General features: G+C 75.3%; 16 protein-coding genes. 13 read left to right on the top strand and 3 right to left on the bottom strand.

From position 1 onward, the window contains the following. The first annotated feature begins 34 nt into the window (after window positions 1–34). Entirely contained in the window at window positions 35–1,546 is a 1,512-nt protein-coding gene (locus UXQ13_RS19900; RefSeq protein ID WP_225235092.1) for an aldehyde dehydrogenase family protein, read from the top strand. Continuing rightward, window positions 1,543–3,141, top strand: a complete 1,599-nt coding sequence (locus tag UXQ13_RS19895; RefSeq protein ID WP_225235091.1) for a GMC family oxidoreductase — start codon at window positions 1,543–1,545, stop codon at window positions 3,139–3,141. Before UXQ13_RS19900 ends, UXQ13_RS19895 begins: the two co-directional genes overlap by 4 nt. Window positions 3,142–3,249: 108 nt before the next feature. Here the strand turns inward: UXQ13_RS19895 and UXQ13_RS19890 are convergent, their stop codons facing one another. Next, a complete protein-coding gene (locus UXQ13_RS19890; RefSeq protein WP_225235090.1) occupies window positions 3,250–4,077 on the bottom strand; it encodes a LysR family transcriptional regulator in 828 nt (275 codons plus the stop codon). Between the two features lie 95 nt (window positions 4,078–4,172). Between UXQ13_RS19890 and UXQ13_RS19885 the strand changes: the two genes are divergently transcribed. The 3 genes from UXQ13_RS19885 to UXQ13_RS19875 all read left to right on the top strand — a co-directional run bounded on the left by UXQ13_RS19885 (window position 4,173) and on the right by UXQ13_RS19875 (window position 5,581). Beyond that, complete coding sequence (locus UXQ13_RS19885; RefSeq protein WP_336392837.1) at window positions 4,173–4,889, top strand: SDR family oxidoreductase; 717 nt, start codon at window positions 4,173–4,175, stop codon at window positions 4,887–4,889. Between the two features lie 30 nt (window positions 4,890–4,919). After that, window positions 4,920–5,309, top strand: a complete 390-nt coding sequence (locus UXQ13_RS19880) for a nuclear transport factor 2 family protein (RefSeq protein ID WP_336392836.1) — start codon at window positions 4,920–4,922, stop codon at window positions 5,307–5,309. A 68-nt stretch (window positions 5,310–5,377) separates the two neighbouring features. Beyond that, a complete protein-coding gene (locus UXQ13_RS19875; RefSeq protein ID WP_225235087.1) occupies window positions 5,378–5,581 on the top strand; it encodes a hypothetical protein in 204 nt (67 codons plus the stop codon). Window positions 5,582–5,585: 4 nt separating this feature from the next. Here the strand turns inward: UXQ13_RS19875 and UXQ13_RS19870 are convergent, their stop codons facing one another. After that, window positions 5,586–5,783, bottom strand: coding sequence for a hypothetical protein (locus UXQ13_RS19870; protein ID WP_336392835.1), 198 nt, complete (start codon window positions 5,781–5,783; stop codon window positions 5,586–5,588). A gap of 3 nt (window positions 5,784–5,786) precedes the next feature. Here UXQ13_RS19870 and UXQ13_RS19865 point away from each other — a divergent pair, with 3 nt between their 5' ends. After that, window positions 5,787–6,563 (top strand): GlxA family transcriptional regulator, encoded by a 777-nt coding sequence (locus tag UXQ13_RS19865; protein WP_336392834.1) that lies wholly within the window; start codon window positions 5,787–5,789, stop codon window positions 6,561–6,563. A gap of 12 nt (window positions 6,564–6,575) precedes the next feature. On the opposite strand, the gene UXQ13_RS19860 is transcribed toward UXQ13_RS19865, so the two are convergent. Further along, window positions 6,576–8,069 (bottom strand): MFS transporter, encoded by a 1,494-nt coding sequence (locus UXQ13_RS19860; protein ID WP_336392833.1) that lies wholly within the window; start codon window positions 8,067–8,069, stop codon window positions 6,576–6,578. A 307-nt stretch (window positions 8,070–8,376) separates the two neighbouring features. On the opposite strand from UXQ13_RS19860, the gene UXQ13_RS19855 reads away from it, so the two are divergent. From UXQ13_RS19855 to UXQ13_RS19825, 7 genes are all read left to right on the top strand, one after another. Then, a complete protein-coding gene (locus tag UXQ13_RS19855) occupies window positions 8,377–10,164 on the top strand; it encodes a DEAD/DEAH box helicase (protein ID WP_336392832.1) in 1,788 nt (595 codons plus the stop codon). Between the two features lie 61 nt (window positions 10,165–10,225). Continuing rightward, window positions 10,226–10,660: a hypothetical protein gene (locus tag UXQ13_RS19850; protein WP_225235083.1), complete on the top strand. Its 435-nt coding sequence runs from the start codon at window positions 10,226–10,228 to the stop codon at window positions 10,658–10,660. Between the two features lie 158 nt (window positions 10,661–10,818). After that, entirely contained in the window at window positions 10,819–12,255 is a 1,437-nt protein-coding gene (locus UXQ13_RS19845) for an NAD(P)/FAD-dependent oxidoreductase (RefSeq protein WP_225235082.1), read from the top strand. A gap of 31 nt (window positions 12,256–12,286) precedes the next feature. After that, complete coding sequence (locus UXQ13_RS19840) at window positions 12,287–12,751, top strand: SRPBCC family protein (protein ID WP_336392831.1); 465 nt, start codon at window positions 12,287–12,289, stop codon at window positions 12,749–12,751. Beyond that, a complete protein-coding gene (locus tag UXQ13_RS19835; RefSeq protein ID WP_336392830.1) occupies window positions 12,748–13,737 on the top strand; it encodes a Gfo/Idh/MocA family protein in 990 nt (329 codons plus the stop codon). The genes UXQ13_RS19840 and UXQ13_RS19835 overlap by 4 nt, the downstream gene beginning before the upstream one ends. Window positions 13,738–13,760: 23 nt before the next feature. After that, complete coding sequence (locus UXQ13_RS19830; protein WP_336392829.1) at window positions 13,761–14,519, top strand: SDR family NAD(P)-dependent oxidoreductase; 759 nt, start codon at window positions 13,761–13,763, stop codon at window positions 14,517–14,519. Window positions 14,520–14,605: 86 nt separating this feature from the next. Then, window positions 14,606–15,394: an SDR family NAD(P)-dependent oxidoreductase gene (locus UXQ13_RS19825; protein WP_225235078.1), complete on the top strand. Its 789-nt coding sequence runs from the start codon at window positions 14,606–14,608 to the stop codon at window positions 15,392–15,394. Window positions 15,395–15,401: the final 7 nt, after the last annotated feature.

The raw sequence follows: 15,401 nt of genomic DNA, 5'->3' as shown, positions 1-15,401 counted from the left end.
CACCCAACCGCTACCGGCGGGTAGCATCCGGGCCATGTCTCTCGTCGAGGACCGGGGCACCGCCGCCCCGGACGCAGCCGGCACGTTCCCCTCCACGGACCCGGCCACCGGCGCCCTGGTCGCCGAGTTCCCGGTGCACTCCCCCGAGGACGTCGCTGCCGCCGTGGCCCGGGCCCGGGTCGCCGCGCAGGCGTGGGGCGACCTCGGCTTCGCCGGCCGGCGCACCCGGCTGGCCGCCTACCGCGGCTACCTGGCCCGCCGGATGCACGAGCTGGCCGACCTGGTGCACCGGGAGAACGGCAAGCCGCACGCCGACGCCATCCTGGAGATCACGCTGGCCGTCGACCACCTGGCCTGGGCCGGCGCGCACGCCAGGAAGACCCTCGGCCCGCGCAACGTGAACCCCGGCCTGCTGGCCGCCAACCACCAGGCGGTGCTGGAGTACCAGCCCCTCGGCGTGGTCGGCGTGATCGGGCCGTGGAACTACCCGGTGTTCACCCCGATGGGCTCGATCGCCTACGCGCTGGCCGCGGGCAACGCCGTGGTGTTCAAGCCCAGCGAGTTCACCCCGGCCATCGGCACGTGGCTGGCCGAGGCGTGGGCCGCCGCCGTCCCCGACGTGCCGGACGCCCTGCAGGTCGTCACCGGCCTCGGCGAGACCGGTGCGGCGCTGTGCCGCGCCGGCGTCGGCAAGGTCGCGTTCACCGGGTCAGCCGCCACCGGCCGGAAGGTCATGGCCACCTGCGCCGAGACCCTCACCCCGGTGCTCATGGAGTGCGGCGGCAAGGACGCGATGATCGTGGACGACGACGCCGACGTGGCCGCCGCCGCCGACGCCGCGGTCTGGGGCGCGATGAGCAACGCCGGGCAGACCTGCATCGGCATCGAGCGGGTCTACGCCACGGCCCCGGTCTACGACGCCTTCGTCGCCGCGGTCACCGCGCAGGTGGCCGGCATCCGCCCGGGTTCCGACGACGGCGCCTCCTACGGCCCGATGACCATGCCCAGCCAGACCGACGTGGTGCAGCGACACCTGGACGACGCCGCGGCCACCGGCGGGCGCGCGGTCACCGGCGGCACCGTGCAGGGCGGGTTCGTCGCACCCACCGTGCTGCTGGACGTGCCCGAGACGTCCTCGGCGGTGCAGGAGGAGACCTTCGGCCCGACGATCACCATCACCCGGGTCGCCGACGCCGAGCAGGCCCTCGAGCTCGCCAACGGGACGTCGCTGGGCCTGGGCGGCTCGGTGTTCTCGGGCTCGGCCAAGCGCGGCATGGACCTGGCCCGCCGGATGCGCAGCGGGATGACCTCGGTGAACTCCGTGATCACCTTCGCCAGCGTGCCGTCGTTGCCCTTCGGCGGCGTGGGCGACAGCGGCTTCGGCCGGATCCACGGCGAGGACGGCCTGCGCGAGTTCACCCGGGCCAAGGCGATCACCCGGCAGCGGTTCGCCCTGCCGGTGCCGCTGATGAGCTTCGCCCGGCCGGCGAAGGCCGCCGACGGCCTCGCCCGGGTCATGGGCCTGGTGCACGGGCGGCACCGGTGACCTACGACGTCGTCGTCGTCGGTGCCGGCTCGGCCGGCTGCGCCCTGGCCGGCCGGTTGACCGAGGACCCGTCGCTGCGGGTGCTCGTGCTGGAGGCCGGCGGGTCGGACAGGGCGCTGGAGGTGCAGATCCCGGCGGCGCTCTACAAGACCTTCCGCACCCGCCGGGACTGGAACTACGCGACCGAGCCGCAGCCGGCGGCGTCCGACCGCCGGGTGTTCTGGCCGCGCGGGAAGATGCTCGGCGGCTGCAGCTCGAACAACGCGATGATCTACATCCGGGGTGCCGCGGCCGACTACGACGAGTGGGCGCAGCTGACCGGTGACCCCGGCTGGTCCTACGAGTCGGTGCTGCCGCTGTTCCGCCGGATGGAGGACAACGGCCGCGGTGCCGACGAGTTCCACGGCGTCGGCGGACCGCTGCGCGTGGAGGACCCGCGCTCGCCGCACCCGTGGAGCCGGGCGGTGGTGGAGTCCGCGGTCGCCGCCGGGTACCCGAGCAACCCGGACTTCAACGGTGCGCGGCAGGAGGGCGCCGGGCTCTACCAGCTCACCCAGAAGCGCGGCCGGCGCTGGTCGGCCGCCGACGCCTACCTGCACCCGGCGATGCACCGGCCGAACCTCGAGGTGCGCACCGGCGCCCGGGTCACCCGGGTGCTGCTGGACGGCGACCGGGCCACCGGCGTGGAGTACGTGGCCGACGGGGTGCTGCAGCAGGTGCACGCGCCGCAGGTGCTGCTGTCCGGCGGAGCGATCAACAGCCCGCAGCTGCTCATGCTCTCGGGCATCGGGCCGGCCGACCACCTGCGCTCGGTCGGGGTGGACGTCGTCCACGACCTGCCCGGGGTCGGCGGTGGGCTGCAGGACCACCCGCTGGTGCCCACGATCTGGCACGTGCGCAGCGGGAAGTCGCTGTTCCGCGGCGAGTCCCCGGCCGGGTACGCGCAGTGGTTCGGCGCCCGCCGCGGTCCGCTGACGTCCAACCTGGCCGAGGCCGGGCTGTACACCCGGTCCGACGACGCGCTGGCCGAGCCCGACCTGCAGTACCACTTCCTGCCGGTGAAGTACTGGCAGCAGGCCCGGGTGGACCCCGACGTGGACGCGTTCACCGCGTGCGCCGTCCTGGTCCGGGTGGAGTCGCGCGGATCGGTGCGGCTGCGCTCGGCCGACCCGACCTGGGCCCCGGCGATCGACGCCGGCTACCTGACCGAGCAGCGCGACCTCGAGGCCCTGGTCACCGGGGTGGAGAAGGCCCGCGACATCGCCGCGGTCGGGCCGCTGGCGAAGGTGCTCGCCGAGGAGTGGTCGCCGGGCGGTACCCGGTCCACCCGGGCGGAGCTGCGGCAGTCGGTGCGCGACACCCTGGAGTCGCTGTACCACCCGGTGGGCTCGTGCCGGATGGGCACCGACGCCGACGCGGTGGTCGACCCGCAGCTGCGGGTGCACGGCATCGAGGGGCTGCGGGTGGTCGACGCCTCGGTGATGCCGACGCTGGTCCGCGGCAACACCAACGCCCCGACGATCATGATCGCCGAGCGGGCCGCCGACCTGGTGCGCGCCGACCTGGGCGCCCGGAGCGCCCTCGCCCAAGCCTGACCTTGCACGGCGTGGATCAGGTGCGACGACCACCGTGCATCCTCAGCCGCCGACGTCGGTAACGCAGGATGCACATCCCTCGTCGCAGCTGATCCACGCCGAACGGAGCTAGAGCCGCAGGGCGGTCCGCACCAGGTCGGCGACGGCCCGGGACCGGCTCTGCGGCGGCCAGGCGACCACCGTCGTGACCGACGGCGCGTCGAGCACCGGCACCGCGGTCACGCCCTCGGGGAGCTGCGCCCGCACCGAGTCCGGCAGCACCGCGTAGGTCCGGCCCAGCGCGATGAGCTGCAGCAGCTGGGCGTGGTCGCGGATCTGCGGCCCGGGCCCGGCGGGGTGACCGGGCCACCGGGCGGCGGGCAGACCGGGCAGGTCCGCCAGGTCGGCCAGGACGACGTCGGTCCGGCCGGTGAGCGGGTGCCCGGCCGGCAGGACGGCGAGCTGGCCCTCGGTGCCCAGCTCCTCGACGTCCAGGCCGGCCAGGTCGTCGAAGGGCCGGTGCAGCAGGGCGACGTCGGCCCGACCGTCGCGCAGCACCGGACCCTGCTCGCCGATGCCGCACAGCAGCACCTCGACCGGCACAGCGCCCGGTTCGGCGGCGTAGGCGTCCAGCAGCTTGGCCAGCAGCTCCGCCGACGCCCCGGCCTTCACCGCCAGCACGACCCCGGCCCGGTCCGGCGCGGCCCGACGGGTGCGCCGCTCGGCGGCCTCGACCGCGGCCAGGGCAGCCCGGCCCTCGCGCAGCAGCACCTCGCCGGCCCCGGTCAGCGCGACCACCCGGCTGGTCCGGGTCAGCAGCGGGGTGCCCAGCCGGCGCTCCAGCTGGGCGACCGCCCGGGACAGCGGCGGCTGCGCCATGCCCAGCCGCTGGGCGGCCCGGCCGAAGTGCAGCTCCTCCGCGACGGCGACGAAGTAGCGCAGCTCCCGGGTCTCCACGTCGGGCGACGGTACGCCGATCCATACCCGGCGAGCATCGATGGCCACCCGATCGGTGTTGGCGCGACCACCCCGACCGGGACGACGCTGGGGGCATGACGACGACAGCGCTGGTCACCGGCGCGAACAAGGGCATCGGGTACGAGATCGCGGCCGGCCTCGGCCGGCTGGGCTGGGCGGTCGGGGTCGGCGCCCGGGACGACGAGCGCCGGGAGGCCGCCGTGGCCCGGCTGCGGGAGGCCGGGGTGGACGCGTTCGGCGTCCCGCTGGACGTCACCGACGACGCCAGCGTGGCCGCGGCGGCCGCGCTGCTCGAGGCCCGCGGCGGGCTCGACGTGCTGGTGAACAACGCCGGGGTCACCGGCGGCGGGGTGCAGACGCCCAGCGAGGTGGACATGGCGGCCGTCCGCGCGGCGGTCGAGGTCAACGTCTGGGGCGTGATCCGGCTGACCAACGCCGTGCTGCCGATGCTCCGCCGCTCGCCGTCCCCGCGGATCGTGAACGTGTCCAGCGGGGTGGGGTCGCTGACGCTGCAGAGCGCGGACGACGGCACCACCGGCCCGCTGTCGGCGGCCTACTCGCCGTCCAAGACCTACCTCAACGCGGTCACCGTGCAGTACGCCAAGGAGCTCAAGGACACCGGGATCCTGGTCAACATGGGCTGCCCCGGCTTCGTGTCCACCGACCTCAACGGGCACCGCGGCACCCGCACCCCCGAGGAGGGCGCCCGGACGCCGATCCGGCTGGCCACGCTCCCCGACGGCGGCCCGACCGGCACCTACTCCAACGACGACGGGCCGCTCCCCTGGTGAGCCGCCGTCGTCCCCGGTAGGCAGGGGCGCATGACCCACGACGACGTCCGCGCCTGGCTGGCCGGCTACGAGCGGGCCTGGCGCTCGCCGGGCACCGACGGGCTGGCCGGGCTGTTCACCGACGACGCCACGTACTCACCCTCCCCCTGGCGGGAGCCGGTCCGCGGGCTGGCCGCGCTCGCGTCCTGGTGGGAGGGCGAGCGGGACGGCCCGGACGAGGAGTTCACCGCCGGCTACCGGGTGCTGGCCGTCGACGGTGCGGTCGCCGTCGTCCGGGCCGAGGTCGACTACGCCTCGGCCGAGGGGAACCACGGCCGGTGGCGGGACCTGTGGGTGCTGGAGTTCGCCGACGACGGCCGGGTGCGGTCGTTCGAGGAGTGGCCGTTCGCCCCCGACCAGCGCGACGGCCACGAGGACTGAGCGGGCGGGATCGGCCCGGGGACGGCAGCATCGACCGGAACCCCTCGACCTCCTGGAGTGCTTCCCCCATGTGGCTGTTCCTGACCCGTCGTCTGCGCACCTGGCTGCTGCTGACCGTCGCCGCCCCGCTGGTGGCCAAGGTGCTGCAGCGCGCCGGCACCTCGCTCGAGCGGAAGAACGGCCCGACCTCGCTGTCCCGCGGCCTGCGCAAGGGCGGGGAGTTCCTGGACTCCCGCCGCCGCGGCGCGAAGCGGGACGCCCGGCGCCGCTGACCGGTCAGCCGCGGAGGACCGCGTCCTCCGCGGCTGCCTCCTCGGGGGCGGGTGCCGGCGCCGGTGCCCGCCCCGTGCGGATGGCGACGGACAGACCGGCCGCGACCAGGCTCAGCAGCGCCGCGCCGTACCAGGCCGCGTCGTAGGTGCCGGTCACGTCGCGGACGACGCCGGCGGAGTAGGCCGCGATCGCCGACCCCACCTGGTGGCTGGCGCGGACACCGTCGTCGTCCCCGGGGTGGCCGGGGGTGCGTTGCTGCGCACGGCCGAGCTGCCCGACGGCGTCGCGCAGGCGCTGCAGGGCCCGGCGCGCTTGGTGTCCATCTGCACCGGGGCGTTCGTGCTGGCCGCGGCCGGTCGCCTGGACGGCCGACCGGCCACCACGCACTGGCTGCACGCCGAGCGGTTCGCCCGGCTGCACCCGCAGGTCCGGCTGGACCCCGACGTCCTCTACGTCGACGACGGCGACGTGCTGACCAGCGCCGGCAACGCCGCCGGCATCGACCTGCTGCTGCACGTGGTGCGCCGCGACCACGGCAGCGCCACGGCCACCCGGATCGCCCGGCGCCGGGTGGTGGCGCCCTGGCGGGACGGCGGCCAGTCCCAGTTCGTCGACCGCCCGGTGCCCGACCCCGACGGCACCGGGACGGCGGCCACCCGGGCGTGGGTGCAGCAGCACCTGGACCGGCCGTGGACCCTCGAGCAGCTGGCCGCGCACGCCGGCACCAGCGTGCGCACCTTCACCCGGCGGTTCCGCGAGGAGACCGGCCTGAGCCCGCTGCGCTGGCTGACCCGGCAGCGGGTGGAGCTGGCCCGGCACCTGCTGGAGACCACCGACGCCGGGGTGGACCGGGTGGCCGAGGAGTCCGGGTTCGGCACGGCCACCTCGCTGCGCCAGCACCTGCACGCCGCGATCGGGGTCGCCCCGCAGGCCTACCGCCGCACGTTCCGCGGCGTCCCCCCGGCGGTCCTCCCCGGCTGAGCCGACGGGGGCTCAGTGCAGGTCGGCGTGCTCGTGCCGGGTCGCCGTCCGGGCGCCGTCGTCGGCCCTGCGGTCGCGCAGCCAGTCGGGCACGGCGATCACCAGCGCGCCCAGCGCGCCGAGCACGGCGACGCCCAGCGCGATGCCGGCCGCGGTCGGGTAGTCCCCGTCGGTGGACCCGAGGACGACGTAGAACAACCCGGGCAGGACGGCGGAGCCCAGCGCCGCGCCGAACCGCTGCGTGGTCTGCAGCCCGCCGCCGGCGGCTCCGGCCATCCGCACCGGCACGTCGCGCAGGGTCAGCGTGATGTTGGGGCTGATCACGAACCCACCGCCCAGGCCGGCGACGAACAGCGCGGGCAGCACGGCCCAGGTCAGCACGTCCGGCGGCACCAGCGCGACCAGCAGCGCCGTGGTGATGAGCCCGACCGACACCACGGTCAGGCCCAGGACGGTGAGCAGCCGGCCGTACCGGCTGACCAGCCGCCCGGCCAGCGCGGCGGAGCCCGCCGCCCCGATGGCGAAGGGCATGACCGAGAGGCCCGAGTGCAGCGCCGTCCAGCCCAGCCCGGTCTGGAAGTAGAGGGCGAAGACCAGCCAGATGCCGCTGAACCCGATGAAGTAGACGGTGCCCACGGCCACGCCGGCGGCGTAGCCCCGGGTCTGGGTGAGCAGCCGGACGTCGAACACCGGCTCCCGCCCGCGCGCCACCACGCGCCGCTCCCACCAGGTGAAGGCCGCCAGAGCCGCGGCCCCGAGCAGGAAGAGGAACCACAGCCGGCTCAGCCCGCCGGACTCGGCCTGCACCAGCGGCAGCAGCACGAGCACCGCGCCCAGGCCCAGCAGCACGGTGCCCACCACGTCGATGTCGGTGCTGGTGCCCGTCGGGCGCCCCTTGGGCAGCAGGCGGGCGGCCAGCACCAGCGCGACGACGCCGATCGGCACGTTGACGAAGAAGATCGCCCGCCAGCCCAGGTCCTCCCCGAACAGCCCGATCAGCAGCCCGCCGACGACCGGGCCGATCGCGGTGGACAACCCGACGGTGGCGCCGAAGAGCCCGAACGCCTTGCCGCGCTCCGGGCCGCGGAACAGCTGCTGGATCAGCGCGGAGTTCTGCGGGGCCAGGAAGCCGGCGGCCACGCCCTGCAGCAGCCGGGCCGCCACCAGCAGCTCGGCGTTCGGGGCCGCCCCGGCGGCCGCGCTGGCCAGCACGAACCCGGCCAGGGCGACCAGGAAGATCCGGCGCCGACCGAAGGCGTCACCCAGCCGGCCGGCCGGGACGAGCACCAGGCCGAAGGTCAGCGCGTAGCCCGACACCACCCACTGCACCCCGCTGGCCGAGGCGTCCAGCGCCTCGCGCATCGAGGGCAGCGCCACCGACACGATGCTGACGTCGAGCAGGGTCATGAACCCGGCGACGAGGGTCACCGACAGCGCCCGCCAGCGGCGGGGGTCGGGCTCGTAGGTCTCGTCGGCGGAGCCGGTCTGCTGCTCGGTGGCGGTCACGCTGCGGTCACGAGGGTCCGTGATACCCCACCACCGCCGTCCCACGCCCGCCGGGGCCACCACGTGTGACCACCGACTCCCCCGCGGTGGCCGTCCCGGCGCCCTCGACGTGGCACAGTGGTGATCACCGGCGCCGCCCCCTGCTCGTCCCTGAGCGGGTGGACCCGACGTCGGCGCAGAGGCAGCGCCACCGAGGCGCGCCGGCGACCCGACGTCCGACCGGACGGTGCGGCCACCAGGGTGCTTCCACCCCGGCGGCCCCGCCCTGGCGACGGACGGTGGCCACCGACATGGTGAGGACACCATCGTGACCCCCGAGAACTCCCCCGCCCGACCCCGCCGCCGCGCGACCAGCCCGGGCGGTGCCGGCGCCGCCCGCCAGTCCCCCGCGTTCCGGTCCCCCGGCTCGTCCGCCCCCCAGCCGCTGGTCACCCGGCACGAGCCCGCACGCCCGGAGACCCCGGGCGAGCCCGGCGCCGGCCGGCGCCGTCGCCGCGGTGGCCGCGGTCGCGGCAACGGTGCCGGCGCCGAGCAGGTCGTCGACCAGACGACGGACCAGACCACCGACCAGACCACCGAGCTGACCGAGGACGCCGCCCCGCAGGCCGCGGCCCCGGCCGAGCGCGCCCCCCGGCCCGCCACCCCGGCGCCGGCCCGCACGGTGCCCGCCCAGGCGCCGGCGTCCGTGCTGCCGACCGACACCACCTTCGCCGCCCTCGGCGTGCCGGCCCCGCTGGTCGAGACGCTGACCGCCAGCGGCATCACTGCGCCGTTCCCGATCCAGGTCGCGACGCTGCCGGACACCCTGGCCGGCAAGGACGTGCTCGGCCGCGGCCGCACCGGCTCGGGCAAGACGCTGGCCTTCTCGCTGCCGCTGGTCGCCCGGCTGGCCGCCTCGACCTCCAAGCGCCTGCCGCGCAAGCCGCGCAGCCTGATCCTGGTGCCGACCCGCGAGCTGGCCAACCAGGTCGCCGCCGTCGTCGCCCCGCTGGCCACCGCGGTCGGCATGAAGACCACCGTCGTGTTCGGCGGGGTCGGCCAGAACCCGCAGGTGCAGGCCCTCTCCGGCGGCATCGACGTGCTCATCGCCTGCCCCGGCCGGCTCGAGGACCTCATCGGCCAGGGTCACTGCGACCTGTCCGCCGTGGAGATCACCATCCTCGACGAGGCCGACCACATGGCCGACCTGGGCTTCCTGCCCGGCGTGAAGCGGCTCATGGACCGGACCCCCAAGGTCGGCCAGCGGCTGCTGTTCTCCGCCACCCTGGACAACGGCGTCGACGTCCTGGTCAAGCGCTACCTGGACAACCCGCGCACCCACTCGGTCGACCCGGCCGTGGCGCCGGTGTCGACCATGACCCACCACGTGTTCCGGGTCGACGCGCTGGACAAGAGCCAGGTCGTCAAGGAGCTCGCCTCCGGGCTGGACCGGGTCGTGCTGTTCACCCGGACCAAGCACCAGGCCAAGAAGCTGGCCAAGCAGCTCACCGCCGGTGGCGTCCCCGCCGTCGACCTGCACGGCAACCTGAGCCAGAACGCCCGCGAGCGCAACCTCGAAGCCTTCACCTCCGGGACGACGCGGGTGCTGTGCGCCACCGACATCGCCGCCCGCGGCATCCACGTCGACGACGTCGCGATCGTCGTCCACGTCGACCCGCCGGCCGAGCACAAGGCCTACCTGCACCGCTCGGGCCGTACGGCCCGCGCCGGTGCCGGCGGCACCGTGGTCACCATCGCCACCCCCGACCAGGCCGGTGAGGTGCGGCTGCTGGCCCGCCAGGCCGGGATCACCCCCGAGGTGTCGGCGATCAAGCCCGGTGCCCGGGAGATCGTCGCGCTGACCGGTCCGGCCGCGCCCTACGTGGAGCCGGCCCCGGTCGTCGAGCAGCCCCAGGGCGGCGGCGGTGGCGGCGGTCGCCGGCGCGGCGCCGGTGGCGGCGGCGCGTCCGGTGGCGGCGGCGGTGCCCGGTCGGGTGCGCCGGCCCGCTCCGGCGGTGGCGGTGGCCGGTCGGCCGGTCCGGCCCGGACCCGCGCCGAGCTGGCTGCCCGGGCCGGGCAGCAGCCCGCGGGCCGCTCCCGCCGCGCCGGGCGCTGAGCCCCGTCGTCGCCCGGGGTGAGGGAGGATCGAACCCCCGCCCCCTGCTGAACGAGGAACCATGCGCCTGCCCATCACCGCCGCCGAGATCGCCCCCCGCCTGGCCACCGGTGCCTTCATCCTGAACTCGGGCCTGGGCAAGCGGAACGCCGACGAGGGCACCGCCGCCGGCCTGCACGGCTTCGCCTCGGGCACCTACCCCTTCCTGTCGAAGGTCGCCCCGGCCACCTTCGCCAAGGGCCTGTCCACCGCGGAGATCGCGATCGGCGCGGCGCTGCTGACCCCGTTCGTGCCCACCGCCATCGCGGGTGCCGCGCTCACCGGGTTCGCCGGCGGCCTGCTGGGCCTGTACCTGCGCACCCCGGGCATGACCAAGCCCGGCAAGTCCGTGGCCCCCACCCAGGACGGCCTGCCGGTCTCCAAGGACGTCTGGATGCTCGGCATCGGCCTCGGCCTGCTGACCCAGGCCTGGGTGGCCCGCAAGAACCAGCGCTGACCTCCGGCGCGGCCGGGCACCCGAGCACGGATGCCCGGCCGCACCGTGGCGCCGGGGCCCGGCTGGGGGCAGGCTGTGTGCGACGTCGCCACACCGGGGGACACGGACGTCGGGTCCACGCCTCCGCGCGGGCCGCCGCGTGGGACGATGGAGACATCATGACGACATCCGGAGCTGCTGTGCCCACCAACGCGACCACTGCCCGCCGTCCCCGCGTGGTGATCATCGGCTCCGGCTTCGGTGGGCTCTTCGCCGCCCAGAAGCTCCGCAAGGCCGACGTCGACATCACGCTGGTGGCCAAGACCGGCCACCACCTCTTCCAGCCGCTGCTGTACCAGGTGGCCACCGGGATCATCTCCGAGGGCGAGATCGCCCCGCCGACCCGGGACATCCTGAAGAAGCAGAAGAACGCCTCGGTGGTCCTGGGCGAGGTCGTCGACATCGACCTGGCCGACCAGACCGTCACCTCCTGGCTGCTGGGTCGGGAGACCGTGCACTCCTACGACCACCTCATCGTGGCCGCCGGTGCCGGGCAGTCCTACTTCGGCAACAGCCAGTTCTCCCAGTTCGCCCCCGGCATGAAGAGCGTGGACGACGCCCTCGAGCTGCGCGGCCGCATCCTGGGCGCCTTCGAGATGGCCGAGGTCGCCACCGACCCCGCCGAGATCGACCGGCTGCTGACCTTCGTCGTCGTCGGCGCCGGCCCCACCGGGGTGGAGATGGCCGGCCAGATCGCCGAGCTGGCCCGCCGCACCCTGAAGGACAACTTCCGCAACATCGACCCGAAGACCGCCCGGGTCATCCTGATGGACGCCGCCCCCGTCGTCCTGCCGCCCTTCGCCGAGAAGCTGCAGCAGAACGCGGCCAAGCAGCTGCGCGACATCGGCGTGGAGATCCAGCTCGGCGCCATGGTCACCGGCCTGGACGCCAACGGCCTGGACGTCAAGGACACCAAGGACGGCACCACCCGCCGGGTCACCGCGGCCACCAAGATCTGGGCCGCCGGCGTGCAGGCCAGCCCGCTGGGCGCCCTGCTGGCCCAGCAGTGCGACGTGCAGATCGACCGGGCCGGCCGGGTCGAGGTGCAGCCCGACCTGACCCTGCCCGGGCACCCCGAGGTGTTCGTGGTCGGCGACATGATGAGCCTGGACAAGCTGCCCGGCGTCGCCCAGGTGGCCATCCAGGGTGGGCGCTTCGCCGCCGACCGGATCGCCGCGAACGTCACCGGCCGCACGCACAAGGAGAAGTTCGAGTACCACGACAAGGGCTCGATGGCGACCATCAGCCGCTACAAGGCCGTCGCCGACCTCGGCAAGTTCAAGGTGACCGGGTTCCTGGCCTGGATGATGTGGCTGCTGGTCCACCTGGTCTACATCGTCGGGTTCAAGAGCCGGCTGACCACCACGTTCAGCTGGATCGTGTCCTTCCTGGGCAAGGGCCGCGCCCAGCGGGTGGCGACCCAGCAGCAGGTCTACGGCCGGTTGGCGCTGGAGAAGCTCGGGCCCGACTTCGAGGTCGCGCAGACCGGTGGCCTGCACGGCACCGCCGCCGACCCGGTGCGCACCGACCAGGCCGCCGACCGCACCGTCGCCTGACCGCGGGGCCGGGGACGGCCACACTGACCGCATGAGCAGCCTGCACCTGTCGGACTCGATCGTCGTCGCCGCTCCCCCGGAGGTCGTCTACGACCTGGTCTCCGACGTGACCCGGACCGGCGAGTGGAGCCCGCAGTGCCGGGAGTGCTGGTGGCTCGACGGCGGGACCGGGGCGGTCGGCGACGTGTTCGGTGGCCGGCAGGAGACCCCGGGACGCACCTGGGAGACCCGGTCGACCGTCGAGCAGGCCGACCGGCCCCGGTCCTTCGCCTGGAGCGTCAACGACCGCAAGGTGTTCTGGCGCTACGACCTGGAGCCGGTCGAGGGCGGCACCCGGCTGACCGAGTCGTGGGAGTTCACCGACGCCGGCCAGCAGTTCATGGCCGAGAAGCACGGCGCGCGGGCGGCGCACGAGATCGCCACCCGTCAGGAGGCGGCGCGCAGCGGCATCCCGGCGACGCTGGCCGCCGTCAGGGCCATCGCCGAGGGCCGGTGACGGGGCCCGCCGCGCGGGTCGCCCTCGTCGGGGCCGGGCACCACGCCCGGGTCAACCTGGTCCCGGCGATGCGGGCGGCCGGCCTGGAGATCGCTGCACTGGCCACCCGGGACGTCGAGCGGTCCCGGGCGGCCCTGGCGGCCGTGGGCTCGACCGGGACGCCGTACGGCTCGGTGACCGATCTGCTGGCCGGCGAGCCCGACGTGCGCCACGTCGTGGTCTGCGCCCAGCCGGCCGACCAGCCGGACATCGTGGCCGCGGTCCTCGCCGCCGGCCGCAACGTGCTGTGCGAGAAGCCGCTGGGCACCGACGCGGTGCAGGCCCGCCACCTCGCCGACCTGGCCGCCGACGCCGGGGTGGTGCTCCGGGCCGGGTTCATGAAGCGGCACGCGCCGGCCCTGGTCGGGCTGCGCGACCTGGTCCGGTCGGGCCGGTTCGGGCCGCCGGTGGGCTTCGACGTCCGGTTCGCCGCCGATGCGCGGGCGTTCGCCCCCGACGTCGCGTCGTTCCTGACCCTGGCCGCCGTCCACCACGTCGACCTGGTGCCCTACCTGCTCGGCGCACCGCACTCCGTGCAGGTCGCCGTCTCCACCCACGCCTCGGGGTCGACGCTGAGCGCGCTGCTCACCGTGGTGCCGCAGGTGCACGGCACCCTGCGGCTGGCCTCGCTGCCCGCCCACTCCTCGGAGGTCGACGTCGTCGAGGTGGCCTTCGAGCAGGCGGTGGTGCAGGTGGTCGACTCCAGCGTCACCGAGATCCGGTCCGGCGGCAGCGGCGACTGGCACGCACCGCAGGAGCGGGTCGAGCGTCTCGTCCCCGCGGTCAGCACGATGTCCGGCGGTGAGCAGGACCTGCACCTGCGTGGCTTCGTCGGCGAGCTGGTCGACTTCGCCGCCACCCCCGTGGCCCCCGACGGCAGCGCCGAGGCCAACGTCGTGACGATGCAGCTGTGCGAGCAGCTGCTGGCCGGGGTGCCGCGGGACTGAGCCCGGTGGCTACCGTGCCGGGGGTGCGCACCCGCTCCCTGGTCACCGGATCCTCCCGCGGCATCGGCGCCGCGATCGCCCACGCCCTGGCCGCCCGCGGTGACGCGGTCGCCGTGCACGCCGGCACGAACGTCGACGCCGCCAGGGGCGTGCTCGATGCGCTGCCCGGCGACGGCCACGTCCTGGTCTCCGGGGACCTCGCCGACCCGGCCGCCGTCGCCGGGCTCGTCGCCGACGCCGTGACCGGGCTCGGCGGGGTCGACGTCCTCGTCAACAACGCCGCCGCCCACGACCCGCTGGTGATCGAGGACTCCGACTACGAGCAGTGGCAGGCGTCCTGGCAGAAGGTGCTGTCGGTCAACCTCGTCGGGACGGCGAACGTCAGCTGGCAGGTCGTCCGGCACCTGCTGGACCGGCCCGAGGGACCCGAGGGCGGCCGGATCGTCACCGTCGGCTCCCGCGGCGCCTACCGGGGCGAGCCGCAGGCCATGGCCTACGGGGCGTCCAAGGCCGCCGTGCACTCGCTGACCCAGTCCCTCGCCCTGGCCCTGGGCGGCCACGGCATCGCGGTCAGCGCGGTGGCCCCGGGCTTCGTGGCCACCGACATGGCGACGTCCCTGCTGGCCGGACCGGTCGGCGACGGCATCCGGGCGCAGAGCCCATTCGGCCGGGTCGGGGAGCCGCCGGAGGTGGCCGCCGCGGTCGCGTTCCTGACCGGCCCGGACGCCCTGTGGTGCAGCGGCGCCGTCCTCGACGTGAACGGCGCCTCCTACCTGCGCTGAGCCGACCGGGACGAGGGCTGGCCCGCCCGGGCCAACCTGGGCCGGACCCGCGTGGTGCGGACGGCGGCGCGGGTAGCGGGCCTGCCATGACGACAGCGCAGCGCCCCCTCGCCCTGGTCACCGGCGCCTCAAGCGGCATCGGCCGCGAGATCGCCGACCGGCTCGCCCGCGAGGGCCACGACCTGCTCATCGCCGCCGAGGACGCCGACGGCCTGGCCCTCACCACCCGGCGGGTGGGTGCCCGCGGCGGGTCGGTCACCGAGGTGGTCGGCGACCTGCGCAGCGCCGCGTCCGTCGCCGACCTGGCCGACGCCGCCGAGGCCGCCGGGCGCCCGCTGGACGTGCTGGTCCTGGACGCCGGCGTCGGCGCGGGCGGCGCGTTCGTGGAGCAGGAGCTCGAGGACATCCTGTCCGTGGTCGACCTGGACGTCCGCTCGACGGTGCACCTGGCCCGGCTGCTGCTGCCGGGGATGGTGGCCCGCGGCCGGGGCCGGGTGCTGGTGCTCTCCTCGATCGCGGCCACCATGCCGGGGCCGTACCAGGCGGTCTACAACGCGTCGAAGTCGTTCGTGCAGTCGTGGACCGAGGCCCTGCAGAGCGAGCTGGCGGGCACCGGCGTCACCCTGACCTCGCTGATGCCCGGACCCGTGGACACCGACTTCTTCGACCGGGCCGGGCTGCTGGGCAGCCTCATGGGGAAGGGCCCCAAGGACGACCCGGCCGACGTGGCCCGGCAGGGCGTCGAGGCCCTGCTGGCCGGCCGCCGCACCGTCTACGCCGCCTCGCCGCTGGTCCGGGTGTTCGGCGCGGTGAACGCGGTGCTGCCCGACCCGGTCAAGGCCGCCCTGCACAAGCAGCTGGCCCGGCCGCGCTAGCGGTCGG

The sequence above is a fragment of the Klenkia terrae genome (assembly GCF_037083865.1).
In the GTDB taxonomy this organism is placed as follows: domain Bacteria; phylum Actinomycetota; class Actinomycetes; order Mycobacteriales; family Geodermatophilaceae; genus Klenkia; species Klenkia terrae.
Note: the sequence above shows the minus strand (reverse complement) of the source record. Positions and strands in the feature narration are given on the sequence as shown.

Bases quoted from the DNA above. Each gene is read 5' to 3' on its own strand.
- UXQ13_RS19825 (WP_225235078.1), top strand. From the start codon at position 14,606: ATGACGACAGCGCAGCGCCCCCTCGCCCTGGTCACCGGCGCCTCAAGC.
- UXQ13_RS19840 (WP_336392831.1), top strand. From the start codon at position 12,287: ATGAGCAGCCTGCACCTGTCGGACTCGATCGTCGTCGCCGCTCCCCCG.
- UXQ13_RS19880 (WP_336392836.1), top strand. From the start codon at position 4,920: ATGACCCACGACGACGTCCGCGCCTGGCTGGCCGGCTACGAGCGGGCC.
- UXQ13_RS19885 (WP_336392837.1), top strand. From the start codon at position 4,173: ATGACGACGACAGCGCTGGTCACCGGCGCGAACAAGGGCATCGGGTAC.
- UXQ13_RS19850 (WP_225235083.1), top strand. From the start codon at position 10,226: ATGCGCCTGCCCATCACCGCCGCCGAGATCGCCCCCCGCCTGGCCACC.
- UXQ13_RS19845 (WP_225235082.1), top strand. From the start codon at position 10,819: ATGACGACATCCGGAGCTGCTGTGCCCACCAACGCGACCACTGCCCGC.
- UXQ13_RS19900 (WP_225235092.1), top strand. From the start codon at position 35: ATGTCTCTCGTCGAGGACCGGGGCACCGCCGCCCCGGACGCAGCCGGC.
- UXQ13_RS19875 (WP_225235087.1), top strand. From the start codon at position 5,378: ATGTGGCTGTTCCTGACCCGTCGTCTGCGCACCTGGCTGCTGCTGACC.